Annotated in this window: 21 protein-coding genes; 8 read left to right on the forward strand and 13 right to left on the reverse strand. The window is 58.5% G+C overall.

The annotated features are described in order from the left end of the window. Nucleotides 1–47 precede the first annotated feature (47 nt). The 4 genes from KVG87_RS03015 to KVG87_RS03030 form a co-directional block, all read right to left on the reverse strand. Complete coding sequence (locus KVG87_RS03015) at nt 48–488, reverse strand: DUF3995 domain-containing protein (RefSeq protein WP_076562407.1); 441 nt, start codon at nt 486–488, stop codon at nt 48–50. A 92-nt stretch (nt 489–580) separates the two neighbouring features. After that, nucleotides 581–1,597 carry an ABC transporter substrate-binding protein gene (locus KVG87_RS03020; protein ID WP_076562406.1) on the reverse strand — a complete coding sequence of 339 codons (1,017 nt, stop codon included), beginning with the start codon at nt 1,595–1,597 and terminating at the stop codon, nt 581–583. Between the two features lie 125 nt (nt 1,598–1,722). Beyond that, nucleotides 1,723–1,920, reverse strand: coding sequence for a hypothetical protein (locus KVG87_RS03025; RefSeq protein ID WP_076562405.1), 198 nt, complete (start codon nt 1,918–1,920; stop codon nt 1,723–1,725). Then, complete coding sequence (locus KVG87_RS03030) at nt 1,917–2,387, reverse strand: hypothetical protein (protein ID WP_039763128.1); 471 nt, start codon at nt 2,385–2,387, stop codon at nt 1,917–1,919. Before KVG87_RS03030 ends, KVG87_RS03025 begins: the two co-directional genes overlap by 4 nt. On the opposite strand from KVG87_RS03030, the gene KVG87_RS03035 reads away from it, so the two are divergent. The 3 genes from KVG87_RS03035 to KVG87_RS03045 all read left to right on the forward strand — a co-directional run bounded on the left by KVG87_RS03035 (nt 2,361) and on the right by KVG87_RS03045 (nt 3,348). Then, nucleotides 2,361–2,570 carry a hypothetical protein gene (locus KVG87_RS03035; RefSeq protein WP_172833992.1) on the forward strand — a complete coding sequence of 70 codons (210 nt, stop codon included), beginning with the start codon at nt 2,361–2,363 and terminating at the stop codon, nt 2,568–2,570. The two genes, KVG87_RS03030 and KVG87_RS03035, sit on opposite strands and share 27 nt — an antisense overlap. Before the next feature lie 275 nt (nt 2,571–2,845). Further along, nucleotides 2,846–3,058, forward strand: a complete 213-nt coding sequence (locus KVG87_RS03040; protein WP_397427861.1) for a hypothetical protein — start codon at nt 2,846–2,848, stop codon at nt 3,056–3,058. Between the two features lie 50 nt (nt 3,059–3,108). Continuing rightward, entirely contained in the window at nt 3,109–3,348 is a 240-nt protein-coding gene (locus tag KVG87_RS03045) for a DUF2789 family protein (RefSeq protein WP_024013254.1), read from the forward strand. A 6-nt stretch (nt 3,349–3,354) separates the two neighbouring features. Here the strand turns inward: KVG87_RS03045 and KVG87_RS03050 are convergent, their stop codons facing one another. The 3 genes from KVG87_RS03050 to KVG87_RS03060 form a co-directional block, all read right to left on the reverse strand. Continuing rightward, the gene (locus KVG87_RS03050; RefSeq protein WP_016775093.1) at nt 3,355–3,558 is read right to left on the reverse strand and encodes a hypothetical protein; all 204 of its coding nucleotides are present in this window, start codon (nt 3,556–3,558) and stop codon (nt 3,355–3,357) included. Between the two features lie 109 nt (nt 3,559–3,667). Further along, nucleotides 3,668–5,272 carry a methyl-accepting chemotaxis protein gene (locus KVG87_RS03055; protein WP_217849173.1) on the reverse strand — a complete coding sequence of 535 codons (1,605 nt, stop codon included), beginning with the start codon at nt 5,270–5,272 and terminating at the stop codon, nt 3,668–3,670. 228 nt (nt 5,273–5,500) lie between these two features. Next, complete coding sequence (locus KVG87_RS03060; RefSeq protein ID WP_016775095.1) at nt 5,501–5,905, reverse strand: TraR/DksA family transcriptional regulator; 405 nt, start codon at nt 5,903–5,905, stop codon at nt 5,501–5,503. A 403-nt stretch (nt 5,906–6,308) separates the two neighbouring features. Here KVG87_RS03060 and KVG87_RS03065 point away from each other — a divergent pair, with 403 nt between their 5' ends. The 3 genes from KVG87_RS03065 (at nt 6,309) to KVG87_RS03075 (ending at nt 8,990) form a co-directional block, all read left to right on the forward strand. Further along, nucleotides 6,309–7,217, forward strand: coding sequence for a MurR/RpiR family transcriptional regulator (locus tag KVG87_RS03065; RefSeq protein ID WP_217849175.1), 909 nt, complete (start codon nt 6,309–6,311; stop codon nt 7,215–7,217). 61 nt (nt 7,218–7,278) lie between these two features. Next, a complete protein-coding gene (locus KVG87_RS03070) occupies nt 7,279–7,884 on the forward strand; it encodes a glutathione S-transferase (protein ID WP_217849177.1) in 606 nt (201 codons plus the stop codon). Between the two features lie 2 nt (nt 7,885–7,886). Then, entirely contained in the window at nt 7,887–8,990 is a 1,104-nt protein-coding gene (locus tag KVG87_RS03075) for a DNA alkylation repair protein (RefSeq protein WP_217849180.1), read from the forward strand. A 106-nt stretch (nt 8,991–9,096) separates the two neighbouring features. Here the strand turns inward: KVG87_RS03075 and KVG87_RS03080 are convergent, their stop codons facing one another. The 6 genes from KVG87_RS03080 to KVG87_RS03105 form a co-directional block, all read right to left on the reverse strand. Beyond that, nucleotides 9,097–9,753, reverse strand: coding sequence for a DUF2931 family protein (locus KVG87_RS03080; RefSeq protein ID WP_071172764.1), 657 nt, complete (start codon nt 9,751–9,753; stop codon nt 9,097–9,099). Further along, complete coding sequence (locus tag KVG87_RS03085) at nt 9,753–11,294, reverse strand: phospholipase effector Tle1 domain-containing protein (protein WP_217849182.1); 1,542 nt, start codon at nt 11,292–11,294, stop codon at nt 9,753–9,755. Before KVG87_RS03085 ends, KVG87_RS03080 begins: the two co-directional genes overlap by 1 nt. Before the next feature lie 148 nt (nt 11,295–11,442). Further along, nucleotides 11,443–12,141 carry an arsenical resistance protein ArsH gene (arsH, locus tag KVG87_RS03090; RefSeq protein WP_217849184.1) on the reverse strand — a complete coding sequence of 233 codons (699 nt, stop codon included), beginning with the start codon at nt 12,139–12,141 and terminating at the stop codon, nt 11,443–11,445. A 9-nt stretch (nt 12,142–12,150) separates the two neighbouring features. Beyond that, nucleotides 12,151–12,621 carry an arsenate reductase ArsC gene (locus tag KVG87_RS03095; RefSeq protein WP_217849186.1) on the reverse strand — a complete coding sequence of 157 codons (471 nt, stop codon included), beginning with the start codon at nt 12,619–12,621 and terminating at the stop codon, nt 12,151–12,153. Nucleotides 12,622–12,648: 27 nt separating this feature from the next. Further along, nucleotides 12,649–12,996, reverse strand: coding sequence for a metalloregulator ArsR/SmtB family transcription factor (locus KVG87_RS03100; RefSeq protein WP_016775103.1), 348 nt, complete (start codon nt 12,994–12,996; stop codon nt 12,649–12,651). A gap of 196 nt (nt 12,997–13,192) precedes the next feature. Then, nucleotides 13,193–14,077 (reverse strand): LysR family transcriptional regulator, encoded by an 885-nt coding sequence (locus KVG87_RS03105; RefSeq protein ID WP_122703935.1) that lies wholly within the window; start codon nt 14,075–14,077, stop codon nt 13,193–13,195. A 133-nt stretch (nt 14,078–14,210) separates the two neighbouring features. On the opposite strand from KVG87_RS03105, the gene KVG87_RS03110 reads away from it, so the two are divergent. Then, the gene (locus KVG87_RS03110) at nt 14,211–15,872 is read left to right on the forward strand and encodes a GMC family oxidoreductase (RefSeq protein ID WP_217849188.1); all 1,662 of its coding nucleotides are present in this window, start codon (nt 14,211–14,213) and stop codon (nt 15,870–15,872) included. A gap of 132 nt (nt 15,873–16,004) precedes the next feature. After that, complete coding sequence (locus tag KVG87_RS03115; RefSeq protein ID WP_024013261.1) at nt 16,005–17,627, forward strand: MFS transporter; 1,623 nt, start codon at nt 16,005–16,007, stop codon at nt 17,625–17,627. The last annotated feature ends 31 nt before the right edge of the window (nt 17,628–17,658 follow it).

Raw genomic sequence — 17,658 nt, forward strand, 5'->3', positions numbered from 1 at the left:
GCCTGCTCGCGTAGAGCCAGTCGGGTCGTCGCAAATTCCGCATCAGCTCAAACCCAAGCCACCGCCAACAACCCCGCCCCCAGCAGCGCACACAACGGCGAATACACCCAGGTATCCAGCCGCGCAAATCGCGAATCCTTCACTTCCTTGAAGAACCCGACCAGATTCGAATCACCGATCGCCCGAGCGAACATCAGCAACGCGATCGCGCTGATCACCCATTGCAGTGCCTTGTGCTGCACCGCCGGCATGCCCCAGCCGACCCGCATACAAACCAGCGCCGCAATGACCAGCAGCGCAGCGGCGACTGCCAGCGTCAGCCAGCCTGAGGGCTTGAAGGCCGGGCGTACCGAGGCCACGAAGCCCGACACCGGCACTTGCGGCACCACCACCGCAGCCGCCCATTGCCCACCCAACGCCCAATACACGTGCATCAGGCCGATTGCCGCAAACACAGTCACCAGCCATTGAGCCAACACAAAGGTCATGGTTGAAATCCTTCAAAGGGATTTGAACAAACCATCGTAGTCGGATTTTTTGCCCCTGCACGACCGGTCGGCGGTACGCTGCGTTGACCGCGTTATTTCAGATCAGCCGTCACCTTGTCAGCCACATCCTTGGGTAACCAGGCCTGCCACACGTCTGGATGCGCTTTCATGAACGCGACCGCCGCCTCACGAGGCGCGGTGTGCTTGTCACTCATATCCGCCAGTGCTTTATTCAGCGGCTCGATGGGAAAATCGACCTTGCTGAAGAACTCGGCAATTTGCGGGTTCTGCTTTTGAAACGGCGTAGACACGCCAATCGACAGCTTCGATGCCAGCGAGCGGGTTGGTTTCGGATTGGGATTATCGGCGTCGGTCAGCGTCTTCCACGCCTCGGCATCGAACGGCGGCTCTTCCAGTTGCACCAGTTTGAATTTGCCAAGCAGTGGCGTCGGCGACCAGTAATAGAACAACACCGGTTTGCCGCGACGAATCGAAGAGCTGATCTCGGCATCCAGCGCAGCGCCGGAACCGCTGCGGAAGTTGGTGTAGTCGTCCTGCAAGCCATACGCCGTGAGCTTCTGCTTGTTGACCACTTCCGAAGTCCAGCCGATCGGGCTGTTGAGGAAACGCCCTTTGCCTGGGCTTTCCGGGTCTTTGAACACGTCCTTGTATTTCTTCAGATCAGTGACACTGCGCAGATCCGGCGCCAGCGGCTTGATGCCTTTGGCCGGGTCGCCCTTGATCACGTATTCCGGCACCCACCAGCCTTCAGTGGCGCCCTTTACCGTATCGCCCAGACCGACGACCTTGCCCTCGGCTTCGGCCTTGACCCAGACCGGACTGCGCCCGGCCCACTCCTCGCCAATCACCTGGATGTCATTGTTGGCCAGCGCGGTCTCAAGGGTAATGGTGGTACCCGGCAAGGTATCGGTCGGCAAGCCGTAGCCTTTCTCGACGATCACCCGCAGCACCTCGGTGATCAGGCTGCCGCTTTCCCAGTTCAGGTCAGCAAAGTGGATAGGCGCCTGAGCCGCCTGCAGCGATTGCGCTGACGTCAGCAAACCAAAGGTGGCCACGCTGGCGGCCAGTAACCGTCGAAATCCGTTCATGCATCACACCTCATGCTGTTCACAGCAATGGCAGTTGGCCTGACAGAAACGCAAGCCTCTGAATGACTCAGTCAACTGACTTTAGCCGAGGTTCCTGCTTTTTCCGGGGTCTGCTGCGCGCGGTGTTACGTTTCAGACTTTTCCTGCAGGCTTTGCAGCTCACGTCTGACCATGCTGGCGTAAGCTGCCGGTTGCAATGCATAGAGCTGCGACGCTACCCAACTCAGCCAGGCACCTTGCAGTTCGGCCTTGCGGGCGAACAAGCGCTGAGCTTCTTCGCGTGCGCTGTCGAGATTTTGCGCATGGAAATCCGCGCGCTTCACTCGCTGGCCTTGAAGGTCACCAGTTCACCCTTGCGCCATTTGGCGGCTTTGGCAGTGACGGCTTTGAGGGTTTTGGTCAGACCTTCCTGCAGCTGCTCATTGGCGGCGAACACGGTGACGACGCTATGGCCTTCCTTGAACAGGATCGCGTGCCCGTCGGCCGTGCTGACAAAGGCGTAATCGCCCAGGCCGTAGACCGTCAGTTTGATGTCGCGAAAACGAATGTCCATCTTGCCGCCTTCACGGCTGGGCAAAACTGACGCGATGAAATGGTCGCCAACCTTGAGTTTGAGTCCCGGTTTGTCATCGACTACCAATGCACTTTCGGTGTCGATTTCGGCGATGTAAATGCCTTCGGCGTTTTGCTCGGTGATGTAAACAAAACGTGATTGGAATTGCTTGACCAGCTTTGCACGCAAATCACCCAGCACGAACAAAGCATGCATATCGAGGTTACTGACTGCCAAAGAAACATCCCCACATTTGAAAAACCGCGCAGCGAAAAACGCCCACGGCAAAGAAACGGCCAGGCCGATGAAAACTGCAAAATCACTCAAAAACCCGAAGCGAGCGAAGCATTCTTGATCGCGAGGTTCGTAGACTACTGGATTGTCATTAGTGAAACCCGCTCTGAAGTCGGCAAACCTTGAAGGAAAAAGCATCAAGCGCGACAGAGCAAAATCTGACTACGAACTTCAGGGAAATTTCTCACGAAAAAAAGCACTTTTCCGACATATCGCTGGCGAAAAATTGCTTTAGATAAGCCCGGTCGTCAACAGGTACTGGCGATTCTAGAGCAGCGATGCTCATTACGACTACCCGCAACGGCCGTTAAATCCCGGCCGACTGATGAAAAGGACTTCATATGTGCACTTTGACTCATTTTGCCACGTCGGCCGACGCGCGAATCAACACACCTCTGACGATGAAGGTTGCCGACCTCGACAACCTTCCGACATCTTCTAACAATCATCGAACCCCGCACTTTCAAGTGGTGCCGGCAGGTATTGCGTTCTTTCACATCAAGGAGATATCCACGGGACGTGTCAGAGGTTTCCGCGGCAATCACAACGAAGCCTGCGCCCTTGCCCGCTCGCTTGAATCAAAAATCGAACTCCACGCCAGCGCCTGCCTCTGATAAGGGGAGTGAACGAACAAGCCGCACCGGCACCGACCCAGGAGTAGATGATGGAACTGCCAACCGAGCTTAACCTGACCACCCTTTTCGAACAGCTGGGCCTTCCTTCCGATGAAGCGTCGATCAATGACTTTGTCGAAGCCCATCCGCTGGACTCTGATACCAAACTCATCGAGGCCGATTTCTGGTCGCCTCAACAGGCGCAATTACTCAAAGAGTGGCTGCGTGCTGACGGTGAGGAAGCGGTAATTGTCGATGAGCTGAACGTCCGCCTGCATCGCGGTAAATAAGGGCGATCAGTGCAGGCTGTCGCCGGGCTCGATGTTCAATTGTTCGAGCCAGGCAGCCTTGCACTCCTCCGCTTCATCGCGACTGGCGAAGGCTGTGCCGCGTCGCTCACCGTTGAGCAAAACCACCCAGCACACACTGCGCCCCATCGCGCGTAAACCGGCCGGAACGCCGCTGCCGATCATCACTGCCACATCCACCCTGCACTGCATGTGCCCTCCGAAATAATTAGCTACCTAACTAAGTCGTCAGATTAAAGCTTTCCTTCGAGAGGAAACAGCAACAGCCGTGCACAGATTCATTGCGTCAACGGTAACAATCTCAGTGCGGATTCTCGGGTTTGTAACCCAGACGCAACCCGCCCCAGTGTCGGCCGTTGATCACGATCGGCACCGATAAATCATGCATCAGCTCACCCGTATCGCGCGTGTAAGTCTGCAACAGCACCGGTTGCTGATGGCTGCCGCAGCGGATACCGGTGCGGTCAGCGAATTTGCGTTTGGTGCGGTTATTTACCGTGTCGACCTGCACATCACCGGTCAACGGCTGGCTGAATGCCTGGTTATGCGTCGGTACATAACCCTGCTGCGTGCAGGCGATCGCGAAAACCAAACCTTCATGACGCGCTAACAGAGGCTCTTGAATCGCGGGCAAGACCTGATCTGTGTATCGATCAAAGCGGGTTTGGAATTTGGCTGGTTCGGTACCCGGAATCGGCTGGTAGCTGCGATCGAACAGGTCATCCAGACTGATCCGCCCCTGCTCCACATCCGCCTCGAAGCGCGCTGCGATCAGGCTCGCACCTTCGCGCGCCAGGTCATAAATACGCTGGTGATAGTCGTCCAGACCGACTTCGGCCAAGCGTTCGCTGATGGTTTCCGCCTGCCCTTCCATCTGCACCGCTGCCTCGGCGAGGCGGCGGGTCTGCTGATCGCTGATCGCCAGATCGCTACGCATTTGCTCAATCGCGCTGAACAACGCATCAAGCTGCTCGCGATTGGTTTGCGCGCCACGGGCGATTTCGCTGACCTGGGTTTCCACTCCAGCGGCAAGTCGCGCGATGTTTTCCAGATGCTGACCGGTGTGTTCGACCTGTTCGACGCCGGTGTGCAGATCGCTCGACAACTCGCGAATCTGCGCTACCACTTGCGCGGTGCGTTGCTGAATGTCCGCAACCATCTCACCGACTTCGCCCGTGGCCGCCGCCGTCCGCGCCGCCAATCCGCGTACTTCATCGGCGACCACGGCGAAACCGCGACCATGCTCACCGGCCCGGGCAGCTTCGATCGCAGCATTCAAGGCCAACAGATTGGTCTGGCTGGCAATCGACTGAATCACCAGCGTCACCCGCTGAATGTCGTCGCTGCGGACGCTCAAGGCCTCGATCAATTCGCGGCTGGCGTTGGCGCGCTGACTGAGTTGCTGCATGCGCGAAATCGAGTCGAGCAGTTCGCTGCGCCCCGCCGCGCTGCTGTGATGCGCTTGGCTGGCGGCGTCCAGTGCGTCGCGACTGAGCTGTGAAGTCGCCTGTTCCGTGGCGATCATCACTTCGGCGTTGCTGACGATCTGCGCCGCCGCGTCGAGTTGCGATTCGAGTTTGTTCGCCAGCGCCTTGACCGAGAACGCCACGCCGGCGGCAGACAGTGCGTTGTGACTGGTGGTGTAGGAAAGATCGCGGGTCAGTGCGGACAATGCGCTCACACTATCGACCGGGACAGCAACAGGAGCGCTGCGCGAACGCAGGCGCGGCAGCCAGACAATCAGTATCGCCAGCGGCATGCCGAGGTAGAGCGACCACTCGGCCATGGCCATGCCGGCCAGCAACAGCATCAGGGCGATGCTTTGCAGGGTCGGCGCGATCCAGCGATTTTTCGGCAAAAGCACTGGTGCAGGCAGCGCCGCAACCAGAGATCCATCTCTCGTCATCTTGATCACCCCACGTTTGTTCTCATTGTTGTGACTTCATTAAACGCCACTACAACGCCATTATCCATGGTCCGTTAGTCGTGAGGTCTGTGCCAGGTCAAGGGAACGACGGGGAAATATCGCAGACGAGCAAAAACAAAGATCGCAGCCTCGCGCAACTCCGTGTAGAAGCTGCCGAAGGCTGCGATCTTTTCAAGGCGCCCCTGTTGAAAGGGTCACCCCACAGAATCAGGCCTGACGCTGGTGCTTGTCGATCTGCTCGTGACGCTCTTGAGCTTCGATGCAGTACTTGGTGGTCGGGCTGATCAGCAGGCGCTTCAGGCCAATCGCCTCGCCGCTGTCGTCGCACCAGCCAAAGCTGTCGTCCTTGATGCGCTCAAGAGCTTGTTCCAATTGCGGCAGCATGCGCTGGTCGCGATCGATCGCGTTGACCAGCCAGGTGCGCTCTTCTTCAACCGAAGCCGCGTCCGCCGGGTCAGCCGGGGTGTCCAGGCTTTCGATGGCGATACGGTTTTGCTCAATGCGCTCGTGGGTTTCGACTTTCATGTTCTGCAACAGCTCAGTGAAGAAAGCGTGTTGCTCTGCATTCATGTAGTCATCTGCCGGCATAGCCAGCAACTTGTCCTTTGTCATTGATATCTCTATAAAAAAACGTGCATTAAGGCGAATAAGGGAGCGTTTCGGCGAACCGTGTCGGCCGTCGAAAAGGCATCGTTTTATTGCAAACGCCACCCGGCACTCAATTTACGAGGGGCGGCAGTCTAAGGCCCGATCAAGACCTCAGCAACTGTAAATACAGGGAATTTGTCCGACAGGACCTGGAAACTGCTCTGACACAGGCTTCACACGGCCATCGGAGTGCGTTTATAGCAAGAAATTCACTCCAGCGGCTGTATATAGAAGACAAACGGCTAACCATCCCGCCGTCGACAGCAGAAATTATTCTCGCAAGGTGCATCGATTCAGCCCGGCAGAGCCCGCGCAGCCCTTCTATGATCAGGCTCACCGCGTGTTCAACCCGCCCGAAGGATGTCCTATGCCCCGCCCCGATCTGCCGGCCGCCGACGAACTTTCGCTCGCCAGCCCCCCGATCACTGCCGAGCGTCTGCTGCAAACGATTAGCGACGAATATGACGCCCTTCCGCGTCAGCTCAAACGTATCGCCAGTTACATCAGCCAGCAGAGCGAGCGAATCATGGTCGATCGCATCAGCGACATCGCTCGTGAATGCGAGGTGCATCCGTCCGCCATCGTGCGTTTTTCGCAGCGCTTCGGGTTCAGCGGCTTCAGCGAAATGCAAGCGCTGTTCCGCCAGGCCTGGACGCACAAGGCCACGCCGGCGCAGAACTATCAACAACGCATCCGCAGCCTGATCGCCAACAAATCGCAGACCGCCAACAGCGGCGAGCTTGTCCGCGAGTGTATCGACGCAACGCTCTCGGGCATCGAACGCTTGGGCCGCGAACTGGATGGGGCTGCGTTCGACAAAGCTGTCGATCTCATCGTCAATGCCGACGACGTCTATGTGGTCGGGGTCCGCCGTTCGTTCGCCGTCGCCGATTATCTGGTTTACAACCTGCAGCACACGCAGAAGCGCATTCATCTCGTCTCCGGCATCGGCGGCAGCTATCGTGAGCAAATGCGCAGCGTGCGCGCCAATGACCTGGTCATCGCCATCAGTTTTGTGCCCTACGCCAGGGAAACCCAGCACTGCCTGCGATTCGCACAACAGCAGAACGCCAATGCCCTGATCATTACCGACAGCCCTCTGTCGCCACTGGCAAAACTTGCCAACAGCGTGTTGCTGGTCAATGAAGGCAGTGCGCTGGCCTTTCGTTCGCTGAGTGCGACGCTATGTTTGTGCCAGGCGCTGTTTGTGGCGGTGGCCTATCGGCTGGAACTGAATGTCGATGAGATTCACGAACAACCCGGATTCGACGACTGACAATTGTCTCAGGCTCGGCTAGGTTATGCGTTCTCACCGGTTCGACTTGAAGGAACGCGTCATGAAACTGATCGGCATGCTCGACTCCCCTTACGTGCGCCGCGTAGCAATCTCCGCCAAATGCCTGGGGATTGACCTCGAACACGAGTCGGTCTCGGTGTTCCGCCACTTCGAGCAATTCCAGCAGATCAACCCGGTGGTCAAAGCGCCCTCGCTGATCCTCGACGACGGCGTGGTCCTGATGGACTCGACCCTCATCCTCGACTACCTCGAAACCAGCTCCGGCAAGAGCCTGCTGCCCAGCGATCTCAAACAACGCGCCCACGCCCTGCGTCTGATCGGCCTCAGCCTCGCCGCCTGCGAAAAAGCTGTGCAGCTGTATTACGAACGCAACTTGCGCCCGGCCGACATTCAATATCAACCTTGGGTTGAACGCGTTGAAGGCCAACTCGCCGCCGCGTTTACCGTCCTGGAAAAAGAACTTGAGCACAATGACTTGCCGGTCGACGGCTCCCTCGCCCAGACCGGCATAAGCCTGGCGGTTGCCTGGAGCTTCACCAACCTCGTCGTACCCGATCAGATCGACGCAACACGCTTTCCGCGTATCGCCGAGTACACCGCCTACGCAGAAGGCACCGATGCGTTCATCAGCACACCGATGAACTGATCATGAGCTCCACCGACACCGCCGCCCCGGCGCTAAAGGAAATCTTCAACGCCGAACGCCTGCAGCACATTGCTGTTGAAATGAGCGCCGTTTACCCGGCGTTCAAGGCCAAGGCGTTTCTCAAACACGCCCAGGACGGACTCGCTGAATTATCAGTGATGCAACGCGTGGCCCGCGTCGCCGAAAGCCTGCACGCCGTGTTGCCGCTGGACTACGAAGATTCCCTCCAAGTGCTGTTCGAACTCGCGCCACGGCTGAACAGCGGGTTCGTCAGCATGTGCCTGCCGCATTACGTCGCGAGCTATGGCGGGCACGCCTTCGATACCTCCATGGACGCCCTGAAGTACTTCACCACCTTCGGCTCCTCCGAATTCGCCATCCGCTACTTTTTGCGCAGCGACCTCGAGCGCTCGCTGGAACGAATGCATGACTGGACCCGCGAAGAAAACCACCACGTCCGCCGCCTCGCCAGCGAAGGCAGCCGCCCTCGCCTGCCGTGGTCGTTCCGCCTGGAAGCGGTGCAGGCTGATCCGCAGCTGGCCGCCGGGATACTGGATCGGTTGAAGGCGGATGAGAGCTTGTACGTGCGCAAGTCCGTGGCGAATCATTTGAATGATGTGACGAAAGTGCATCCGGAGTGGGTGTTGGACACGATTGAAGGTTGGTCGCTGGACAACAAGCACACGGCCTGGATTGCCAAGCATGCGCTGCGCAGTTTGATCAAACAGGGCGACGTGCGCGCGCTGACGGTGATTGGCGCGGGCGCGAAGGCTGAGGTTGAGTTGTTGGATGTGCGGGTCGAGCCGGCGGTGGTGAGATTGGGGGAAGCGATTACTTTGTCGTTTATGGTGAAGTCCATGGTGGCGCACGAGCAAAGGCTGGTGATTGATTATGCGATTGAGTATGTGAAGGCGAATGGCGGGGTTTCGAGGAAGGTTTTCAAGTTGAAGACTCTGGGATTAGCGGGGTTCGGGACTGAGGTAGTGCGACGGAATCAAGTCATCAAGGATTTTACGACGCGCAAGCATTTTGCCGGGAGACATGGGGTGCAGGTGATGTTTAATGGGGAGGTGTTGGGTAGTGCGGCGTTTGAGGTTTTGATTTGAGGTGAGTTGTTTATTCACCAAAACAGCCGGTAGCGGATCAGTGCACTGGCAGCCGTGCATCGATATTGAGCGCGGCGGCACAGTGGAAGAAGCACGGTTTCAGCGCTTACCAACTTCCGTACGGAATGCCGAATTTCTCGATATAGCGCTTGGACTTTTCGCTGACGGGATATGCGTAGCGACCACCGTTTTTCCCAAGCTCCGGCCCTAGCGGCTCAATCTCGCCTTGCGCTCGAGCAACCTTTATCGGTCGATGACATGAGTCTCTCACCCACACCTGAACAACACCGCCCGGAGCAAGTCCCAAGTAAACAGAGGCCATGAAGCGTGCTGTCCTGTCAGGTCTCTCGGGGCACCGTTGACTGGTAGAAGTCACCATTATCTGTCTGGCATTCTCTGGAATATCCACCCACGCTTGCCACGTTTTCTGTTCAACGATTGATTGCCAGCGAACATAGATACGAATGGGTAGATCGGCCCCCACCACTCTTTTACCGCTGCCCCCCACCCCTGTCCAGCCGCGAGCAGAGTCAGTACCGTCTTCAGGCTCTCCGCCCGCAGCAGTCCCTCCACCGGTTCTAAAGAAAACTCTGCCGGTTATGTCCTGCACCGAACTGTCCTCCACCCATACCTTCATGTAATCGGGCTCAGTGAAAGCCAGCTCCCACCATTTCGATTTTGGATCGCTCTTGGCTGAGAGCAGATCAGAAGACTGGCAACCCGTTATGCATACGCCAAGTAGCAGGGCGACAAATAATTTCATTACCAAAGAGTCCAGTCAGGTACGTGAGGATGCTGCACGCGAATCGCGTCTGCGGTGGGCGCATTGATATAGACGGCGCGGACTCCGCTGCCGTCTCTTCTTCCAAGAGGGTGATTCCAATTTGCGGACATGTGAATGTATTTCAACCTCAGCAGGTTCTCCTCTTGCTGAGTTGTGGTGTAGTCACCTGCGACAAATCGATCGCACAACGCTTGAAGCTCTGACGGGACCGCCAGAGCAGCCGTGGCTGGAATATCATCGAAGCGAACCCCCTTCTCTTTTGCCAAGCTATGCATCACCCGAAGATATACCCTCGACAACAACCCGCTTACGGGACGTTTGAGTTGCAGAGCTGCATAGACGCGCTTTCTGCGGGGACTGAGCCGGTCCTGTTGATCCACAGGCAGGAGAAGCGCGTCCGGCGTAACAATTTCCAGCAGATCTTCGGGCCACCCCCTTGAGATCCACTCATTTTTAATGACCATGGCATCGCGGTAGATCGACGTAGTAGATACATCGGTAAACTTCGAGACCTCAAGCGTTTGCATTGGACTGACGAGTACACACTCTTCAATGTCATCGCGGTAACCGCCGCCGATGTCGGAATGCACCCCTGGAAGAATGACTTCCAAGTGGTCGGCTTTAACGCGACTCAATGCAAAATTAGCGCGATATTCGTCCCGCGCCGACAGCTGAACGACGTCAGTAAAAAACCGCCGGTCGAGGTAGAGCTTGATACCCGTGGCCACAGGACTTTTAACGTTGCCAAAATTCGACCAGCCAGCAACCGACGGCACAGTGTCGAACAGCCCGATGAATCCCATATTGATGCTGCCTTGGTACTGATCGATGAAGGTGCGACTAAAGTCGCTCGCATTGTTGCGCAATACATCTCCGAGTGGCCCTTGTTTTCCGCGGACGACTGCATTGGCAAAATGCCTCGCGGCAGCTGCGCCTCGACTAAATCCGAACGTATCGAAAGTCAGCGAGGTAATTTCACTGTTTGAATTTTCGTTAATTACATCTTCAATACGCGATTTGATCTCGCTAAATGATTGTTGGACACGACCCGCTATACCCGTGTCTCCGCGGCCCGTGCCCGCTCCGAATGTACTGTCCTCTTCTCCCGATTGAGTGCCAATCCCCTCTATGTACACCCTGCGAAACGCCCGCTTGTGCGAGCCGTCTCCTTCGGCTTTCTGAGGTGCGAAGTACAGTTCGCTCAGTTTGTAAACGTTGGTTGTTTCATTGGCATAGCTGCTATCTGGATTGCGCATATAGGGCTTGCAACTGGCATCGATATCCTCAGGCGCAATCGGATACTGAGCACCACACAACAACCCCGCAGCTGAGTTGTTCGCGTTGTTGCCCGTGCCATCAAAGAACACCCCGATCCTCAACGCAATCCCGATTTTCTCAGGCTCGCGCACGGGCTCTTTCCCATGCTTCTCATACTCGGCCCAATGCTGGGCGTGTATGTCGACGGGTTTGGCTTCTTCGTAGCGATAGTTTTTCGGCGGGTTTGGAACGTAGCCACTCAATCCTTGATTCCTTCTGATCCTTGAAGAACGGCCAGAAGGGTGACAGTCGGGAGGGGGCGGTGCAAGCCGTGGCGGTGTGCCAGCCATGGAGCGTTAGTGCGAGCAGGCTCTCTCCAACAGGGGAATGAGCCTGACTGGGGATGGCGGGTCAAATCGACCGCTGATTCACCCGCGCCATCAACTGTTCAGCACTTTCCTTGCGCTCGGAATAGCGGTCCACCAGATGCGCCTGCTGCCGACGCAGCAGCACGGTGAACTTGACCAGTTCTTCCATCACATCCACCACACGGTCGTAGAACGGCGAAGGTTTCATTCGCCCTGCTTCGTCGAACTCCATATAGGCCTTCGGCACAGAGGATTGGTTGGGGATGGTGAACATGCGCATCCAGCGGCCGAGGACGCGTAGTTGATTGACCACGTTGAACGACTGCGAGCCACCGCAGACTTGCATCACCGCCAGGGTTTTGCCTTGGGTCGGGCGCACAGCGCCGAGTTCCAGCGGGATCCAGTCGATCTGTGCTTTGAACACGGCGGACATCGCGCCGTGGCGTTCCGGCGAGCACCAGACCTGGCCTTCCGACCACAACACCAGATCGCGCAATTCCTGGACCTTGGGATGGTCGCCCGGAGCGTCGTCGGGCAATGGTAGACCGGATGGGTTGAAGATCCGCGTTTCGGCGCCTAAGTGTTCGAGCAGGCGCGCGGCCTCCTCGACCAGCAAGCGGCTGAACGAGCGCTCGCGGGTCGAGCCGTAGAGAAGAAGGATGCGCGGTTTGTGTTCGCCGACATTCGATGGCTTGGCCGCGACGAACAGGCTTGCGTCGAGGTTGGGCAGATGGTCTGACATGAAGCCTCCTTACAGCGTGCCGATGCGGTCGAGTTCGGCTTTCAGTTGCTCGCGACTGAGCGAGTGAAACGGCAGATCGAGGAAGGCTTGGCAGCGCTGGCCGATGCGCATCAGAGTGGCTTGGAATGCCGCGTCGATTGCCGCTTCGTCGCCCTGCACTTCGGACGGATCTTCCAGTCCCCAATGCGTTTTCAGTGCCGGACCGAAATACACCGGACAGGTTTCGCCGGCGGCTTTGTCGCAGACAGTGATGACGATATCCGGCGGGTTGTTTGCGAAGGCATCGTTGCCTTTGCTGTGCAACCCGTCGATGGCGATGCCGTGCTTTTGCAACGTCGACAGGCTGCGCGGCAGAACCTGGCCTTTGGGAAAACTGCCGGCACTCACCGCTTGGAAACCAGCGGGAGCCAGGTGATTGAACATGGCTTCGGAAAGAATGCTGCGGCAGCTATTGGCCGTGCACATGAACAGGACTCGCATCGATGCGCTCCGTAGATAGTGGAAGATTCAGCAGCAGGCGCGTTCGCGCACGGGACGGCCATCCATGTTTTGCAGGCGCGCGGCGTTGTCCTTGAGCCAATCGGCATTGGCCTTGGATGTCAGCTGGAGGATTTCGCCAATCCATGCCGGCAGTTCCGGATTGAGGCGGTAATACACCCACTGGCCCTGACGGCGGTCGAGCAGCAAACCATTACTGCGCAGTTGCGCGAGATGGCGGCTGATTTTCGGCTGGCTGTCGTCGAGCGCACACATCAACTCGCAAACGCAGAGTTCACCTTGCTCGGCGATGAGCAGGATGGCGCGGACGCGGGTTTCGTCGGCGAGGCTTTTGAAGACTTCGGTGGGGGTGATCATGGTGATCGGCTCGCCATATGCGGGAAATCGAATATACGGATATCCATATATTTATCAACCCGTGAAAGCAGCCACGGTGAATAACCGTGTGGGAGCGAGCCTGCTCGCGAAAGCGGTGGGTCCGTCAGCATCGATGTTGCTGAAAGATTGCCTTCGCGAGCAGGCTCGCTCCCACAGGGGGATGGGTTGCATCAGGCTAACCGCGCAACAGGCCCTGCTCGGCCTCACACAACCCCACCACATAATCCCAGACCACCCGCAACCGCACGGATTTGTGCAGCTCCCGGCGGGTGCTGATCCAGTAGCTGCGTTCGATGCTTTCATCCGGCAACAGCGCCACCAGATTCGGGTCGGAAGCGGCCATGTAACACGGCAGCACGGCGATGCCCAACCCCGAGCGCGCCGCTTCCTGTTGGGCAATGACGCTGGTGCTGTGAAACACCACGCGCGGGCTGCGGCAGAAGCTGTTGAGGAACATCAGTTCCTGACTGAACAGCAGGTCGTCAACGTAACCGATCCACGCATGTCGGCCCAGGTCTTCGCGGCTGTGCAGCGGTGGCGCCTTGTCGAGGTAGGTCTGGCTGGCGTAAAGCGCGAGCCGATAGTCAGTGAGCTTGCGCGTGACCAGCATGTCGGCGGATGGCCGTTCGAGGTGGATGCTGATCTCCGCTTCACGGTTGAGGATGCTGACGAAGCGCGGCACGGCGACCAGTTCCACTTCCAGCCCGGGATAGCGCTCGAACAGACCGATCATGCGACTGGCGAGGAATTTGATGCCAAGGCCTTCGGTGACGCCGACGCGGATCTTGCCCAGCGGCGCGGTGGACTGGGTGATTTCTTCCTGCGCCAGCAGCGCGACGTTTTCCATCGCTTCGGCGTGCTTGAGCAGCGCCTCCCCCGCCGGGGTCATTTCATAGCCCTGGGCGTGCTGGACGAACAGCGCCGTGCCGAGGCTTTTCTCGATCGATTCAATATGCCGCGCCACTGTCGCGTGGGTGGTGTTGAGCCGGCGCGCGGCAGTGAGCAGGCGGCCGCTGCGTTGCAGCTCGAGAAAAAAGCGTAGGTCGTTCCAGTCGAACATGGCGGGTCCTTGTCGGCTATCGTCGTTGCACGCTGTTTGAAAACGCACAGCGGCTGCGCAAAAACTAACATTCTTTTAACGAAAGCTAACAACTAGAGTGTCCGACAATAAAAACAAAAAGCGAGGTCAGGGCATGCAGACGTCCCTGGATGAATTCGACTACATCGTGGTCGGCGCCGGCCCCGCCGGTTGCTTGCTGGCCAACCGGCTCTCTGCGGATCCACAGCAACGGGTGTTGCTGCTCGAAGCCGGCGGACGCGACAACTACGCCTGGATTCACATTCCTGTGGGTTACTTGTTCTGCATCGGTAATCCGCGCACCGACTGGTGCTTCAAAACCGAACAACAACCGGGCCTCAATGGCCGCGCGCTGAGTTATCCGCGCGGCAAGGTGCTGGGCGGCTGTTCGTCGATCAACGGCATGATCTACATGCGCGGCCAGGCCGGCGACTATGACGGTTGGGCGGCGGCGGGCAATCCGGGCTGGGCCTGGAAAGACGTGCTGCCGCTGTTCAAACAGAGCGAAAACCACTTTGCCGGCGGCGCTGAATTTCATGGCGATCAGGGTGAATGGCGGGTCGAACAGCAGCGCCTGTCGTGGCCGATTCTGGATGCCTTTCGCAGCGCTGCCGAGCAAAGCGGCATCGCCAGCATCAATGACTTCAACCAGGGCGACAACGAGGGCTGCGGTTACTTTCAGGTCAACCAGAAAGCCGGGGTACGCTGGAACGCGGCCAAGGCCTTTTTGAAACCGCTGCGCAGCCGGGCGAACCTGACTGTGCTGACCGGCGTCGAGGTTGATCGTGTCTTGCTGGAGAATGGCCGCGCGGCGAAAGTCAGCGCGCAGCATGAAGGCCAGACCAGACAGTTCAAGGCGCGCAAGGAGATTGTTTTGTGCGCCGGCTCAGTCGGCTCGCCGAGCATTCTGCAGCGCTCCGGCATCGGTCCGCGGCCGCTGCTCGAACGCTTGGGCATCGGCGTGATTCATGAGCTGCCGGGGGTCGGCGGCAACCTGCAGGATCACCTGCAACTGCGGCTGATCTACAAGCTGGAAAACGCCCGTACGCTGAACCAGATCGCCGGCAGCGTGTGGGGCAAGATGGGCATGGGCCTGCGTTATCTGTACGACCGCAGCGGGCCGCTGTCGATGGCGCCGAGCCAGTTGGGCGCATTCGCTCGCTCCGGCCCTGAGCAGACCTCGGCGAACCTGCAATATCACGTGCAGCCGCTGTCGCTGGAGCGCTTTGGCGAGCCGTTGCACAGCTTCCCGGCGTTCACCGCCTCGGTGTGCGACTTGCGCCCGCAGAGCCGTGGGCGCATCGAGATCCGCTCCGCCGATCCGCAAGCGACGCCGCTGATCCAGCCCAATTACCTCAGCCATCCAGAAGACCTGCGCGTCGCCGCCGATGCGATTCGCCTGACCCGGCGCATCGTCAGCGCCCCTGCCCTGCAAGCGTTCAAACCGGTCGAATACCTGCCCGGCGACAGCTTGCAAAGCGAAAAACAATTGCATGAAGCGGCGGCGAAAATCGGCACGACGATTTTCCATCCGGTCGGCACCTGCCGCATGGGCAATGACGGTGACGCAGTGGTCGATGCGCAATTGCGCGTGCATGGCGTGCCGGGTCTGCGCGTTGCCGATGCGTCGATCATGCCAAGAATTACCTCGGGCAATACCTGTTCGCCTACGCTGATGATTGCCGAGAAGGCGGCACAACTGATTTTGTCCAGATCTGCAGATATTTCCCATGTGGGAGCGAGCCTGCTCGCGAATGCGGTAGCTCACTCAGCCTAGGAGTTGACTGACAGAAAGCTTTCGCGAGCAGGCTCGCTCCCACAGCAATCATCACCAGACTCAGGCATCGCGCATTACCGGACACGCAACACCAGTGGAACAACAAAAACAATCACTGTGAGGGATACCGATATGTCAGAACACGTTCAGCCGCTGGACGCTGCGGGCAGCGCCGAGACCAGCAACGCCACGCAGAAAGTCATCTTCGCTTCATCACTCGGGACGGTGTTCGAGTGGTATGACTTCTTCCTCTACGGCGCCCTCGCGGCGGTGATCAGCAAGCAGTTCTTTGCCGGCGTCAACGACACCACGGCGTTCATCTTCGCGCTCATGGCGTTCGCCGCCGGCTTCATCGTACGGCCGTTCGGCGCGTTGGTGTTCGGCCGCCTGGGCGACATGATCGGGCGCAAATACACGTTTCTGGCGACGATCATTCTGATGGGCGTGGCGACGTTCTGCGTCGGCCTGCTGCCGACCTACGCCAGCATCGGCATCGCCGCGCCGATCATTCTGGTGGTGCTGCGCATGCTTCAGGGCCTGGCGCTCGGTGGCGAATACGGCGGCGCGGCGACCTACGTGGCCGAACACGCGCCTATCGGCAAACGTGGCTTCCACACCAGCTGGATTCAATCCACTGCGACCCTCGGCCTGTTGCTCTCGCTGCTGGTAGTGCTCGGTTGCCGCTACTTCACCGGCGACCAGTTTGAGGTGTGGGGCTGGCGCATTCCGTTCCTGCTGTCGATCGTGCTGCTGGGTATTTCCACCTGGATTCGCCTGAGCCTGCACGAGTCGCCGGCCTATCTGAAGATGAAGGAAGAAGGCAAAACCTCGAAGGCACCGATCCGCGAATCCTTCGGCAAATGGGAAAACCTCAAAGTCGTGCTGATCGCGCTGTTCAGCATCAACGCCGGGCAAGCGGTGACCTTCTACGCCGCGCAATTTTATGTGCTGTTCTTCCTCACCCAGTTCCTGAAAATGGACCCGGCGGTGGCCAACAGCCTGTTGATCATCAGCGTGGTGATCGGCGCGCCGTTCTTTATCTTTTTCGGCTGGCTGTCGGACAAGGTCGGGCGTAAACCGGTGCTGATGCTCGGCCTGCTGCTGGCCACCGCGCTGTACTTCCCGATCTTCAAATCCCTGGCCCACTACGCCAACCCGGCGATCGATCAGGCCAGCCGCCAGGCGCCGATCACCGTCCTCGCCGACCCCGCCACTTGCACCTTCCAGTTCGATCCGGTGGGCAAGGCCAAATTCGACAGCCCCTGTGACAAGGTCAAGACCTTCCTGGTCAAGCAAGGCCTGCCCTACTCCAGCGTCGCTGCTCCTGCGGGCAGCGCCGTGCAAGTGAGTGTCGGCGACGTGAAGCTGGATGGTTTCGATGAGGCGGCACTGCGCGGCGCGATCACCCTCGCCGGCTACCCGCAACAAGCCGATATGCAGCAGATCAACAAACCGATGATCGTCGCCCTGATCGTCGCCCTGATCATCATCTCGGCCATGTGCTACGGCCCGCTGGCCGCGTTGATGGTCGAACTGTTCCCGACCCGCATTCGCTACACCTCGATGTCGCTGCCCTATCACATCGGCAACGGCTGGTTCGGCGGATTCCTGCCCACCGTGTCGTTTGCGCTGGTGGTGTACACCGGGGATATTTTCTACGGGCTGTGGTATCCGGTGCTGATCACCGGGGTGAGCCTGGTGGTGGGGATGATCTGTCTGCGTGAGACGAAGAATATCGATCTCGACAAGAACTGAACAACCCGCTGACAGCAACGGCGAGGGAAGC

Origin of the sequence: Pseudomonas siliginis (assembly GCF_019145195.1) — a bacterium.
Taxonomy (GTDB): domain Bacteria; phylum Pseudomonadota; class Gammaproteobacteria; order Pseudomonadales; family Pseudomonadaceae; genus Aquipseudomonas; species Aquipseudomonas siliginis.